The organism is Acidisphaera sp. L21 (assembly GCF_009765685.1).
Lineage (GTDB): Bacteria > Pseudomonadota > Alphaproteobacteria > Acetobacterales > Acetobacteraceae > LMUY01.
In genome coordinates this window covers 1-2,011 of sequence record NZ_LMUY01000111.1, presented here as the reverse complement: position 1 = coordinate 2,011, position 2,011 = coordinate 1, and the positions used below count along the sequence as shown (strand labels likewise).

Below are 2,011 nucleotides of genomic sequence, written 5' to 3'. Positions count from 1 at the left end.
CCACGTGTTCGGCCGCCATACGGAAGACTTCCTGCGCGGGGCTTGGGACGAGGTGCTCGTCCCGGAAGACATTGCGGAGCCGCGGGCTGCCTTCGCCGAGGCCAGGCGAAGCAGACGGCCTCACCATGCGGAGGTCCGCGCCCACGACGCGGAAGGACGGGTCCGCTGGCTGAATTGCGAATGCGTAGCCCGCACGGACGATCTGGGAAATTATCTGGGCTATACCTGCTGCGCCACCGATGTCACGGATGCTCGGACCGCTGCAGATGAGCTTGAAGCTCGCGTCCAGTCCCGGACCGCGGAACTCTCCACGGCTCTGGACCGCCTGAAGGTGGAAGTTGCCGATCGGGAGCGTGCGGAGGCTCAACTCCGACAGTCGCAGAAGATGGAGGCGGTCGGCCAACTGACCGGCGGCTTGGCACATGACTTTAGCAACCTGCTTACGGGCATCGCGGGCAGTCTCGAACTGCTGAAGACCAGGGTGTCGCAGGGCCGCTTCGACACGCTGGACCGCTATCTCGATGCAGCGCGCAACGCCTCGGACCGAGCCGCCGCTCTGACGCACCGCCTGCTTGCCTATTCACGGCAGCAGACCCTGGCGCCCGCCGCGACCGACGCCAACGCACTTGCCCGTAACATGGAAGAGCTGATCCGCCGCACAGTCGGACCAGCCATTCAAGTCAAGACGAAATATGCGCCCGATCTTTGGATCACCTTGTGCGATCCGCATCAACTCGAGAACGCGTTGTTGAACCTCTGCATCAATGCCCGTGATGCCATGCCAGACGGCGGCAGGTTGCTCGTGGAGACAGTGAACGCCGAACTGAACGGTGGCATCGCCGCCGATCGGGATATGGCGCCTGGTGAGTATGTCGAGCTTCGCGTCAGTGACACGGGCGTCGGCATGACGCCAGAAACCGTGGCCCGCGCCTTCGAACCGTTCTACACCACCAAACCGATCGGCCAGGGCACGGGCCTCGGACTGTCGATGATCTATGGGTTTGCACGGCAGAGCGGTGGTCAGGTGCGGATCCACTCGTCGGTTGGGGTCGGCACAACAATGCGCATCTATCTACCGAGGATCGCGGGCACCGCGGATGTTGTTTCCCCCGACCTCGATCCACCAGCAGCTGCACGAGCAGAGGCGGGCGAAACGGTCCTGGTCATCGACGACGAGGTGACGATCCGCATGTTGGTAGCGGAGGTTCTGGCCGACCTCGGCTATCGGGTCGTCGAAGCCGAAGATGGTCGGAAGGGGCTTGAGATCCTCCGGTCGGACATTCGCGTGGACCTTCTGGTGACGGATGTCGGGCTACCCGGCGGGTTGAACGGGCGGCAGGTCGCAGACGCCGGACGGAAGCTTCGGCCAGATCTCAAAGTGCTCTACGTGACCGGTTACGCGGAAGGTGCAGTGATGGGAGACGGGCGCCTGGAGACCGGTATGCACGTGATGGTCAAACCGTTCGGAATGGACGACTTGGCCCACCGTATAAGAACGATAATCGAGGAAGAGTAGTTAATCGAGGTCACCGTTACGAGAGGGTCCTATCTTTGAGCCTGGTCCGGAGTTGAACGTGTCCAATCAGGGGATAGCATTATGGTCGACGCTGCCCTCAGGGCGCTTGTGGCAGAAGACGATCCCATCGTTCGGATGCTCATGGTGGAGACACTTGAAGACGGCGGTTACGAAGTTTTAGAGGCGTCTGACGGAGTCGACGCGTTCCGCTTGATGGACGAGCCGGACTCAGTCGATTTCATTGTAACTGACTACCACATGCCGGGATTTTCCGGTGTTGAGGTCGCCAAGCGAGCGCGGGAACGCCATCCGGCCATCCCGGTTTTGTTTGTGTCCGCGCGGGTGGACATACTTGCCAACGCTGGCGCGCCGCACCCTTTCACAGTTTTGAAGAAGCCTTTTACAATGGCCGAGCTCGGCGCCGCCGTAAGTAGACTTGTAGAACACTCGAATTAGAGCGTTTTTAGCCTGACCTTTAATACCCGCAGTGTCGGA

Annotated in this window: 2 protein-coding genes; both read left to right on the top strand. The window is 61.2% G+C overall.

All coding sequences use genetic code 11. The annotated features are described in order from the left end of the window. Positions 1-1,516, top strand: a 1,516-nt coding sequence (locus GSQ76_RS21745; protein ID WP_158746217.1) for an ATP-binding protein, incomplete at its 5' end; no start/stop codon positions are given. A gap of 81 nt (positions 1,517-1,597) precedes the next feature. Next, a complete protein-coding gene (locus GSQ76_RS21740; RefSeq protein WP_158746216.1) occupies positions 1,598-1,972 on the top strand; it encodes a response regulator in 375 nt (124 codons plus the stop codon). The last annotated feature ends 39 nt before the right edge of the window (positions 1,973-2,011 follow it).

Bases quoted from the DNA above. Each gene is read 5' to 3' on its own strand.
- GSQ76_RS21740 (WP_158746216.1), top strand. From the start codon at position 1,598: ATGGTCGACGCTGCCCTCAGGGCGCTTGTGGCAGAAGACGATCCCATC.